The organism is Marinobacter iranensis, from assembly GCF_029207565.1.
GTDB lineage: Bacteria > Pseudomonadota > Gammaproteobacteria > Pseudomonadales > Oleiphilaceae > Marinobacter > Marinobacter iranensis.
Map to the genome: position 1 here is coordinate 1 of NZ_JANCMW010000383.1, position 240 is coordinate 240.

At 66.7% G+C, this 240-nt stretch carries 1 protein-coding gene; it reads right to left on the reverse strand.

What is annotated here, in order from left to right; genetic code table 11:
* On the reverse strand, window positions 1-240 hold a 240-nt coding region (locus NLU14_RS22805), incomplete at both ends, for a hypothetical protein (RefSeq protein WP_275710904.1).

The following is a 240-nucleotide window of genomic DNA, read 5'->3' on the forward strand; positions in this document are numbered from 1 at the left end:
TGCCCCGCCATGCATTGCCGGTGGCATAGCGGCTCTCCTGGACAAGGAGGTGATGGCCCGCCTGGAGGTCGCACGTGTCGATCGTCGTCGCATGCGCCGCGGAAAGCGGGCAGAGATCGCCGTCATCCTGCGTGATCAGCTTGTACGCCCCCCAGACCGCGCAGTTGCGGATCGTGTTCACTTCGCCGCCGGCATAGGGCTTCTCTCCGTCGGTGCCGGGCAGCGTGACGCCACTGCTGA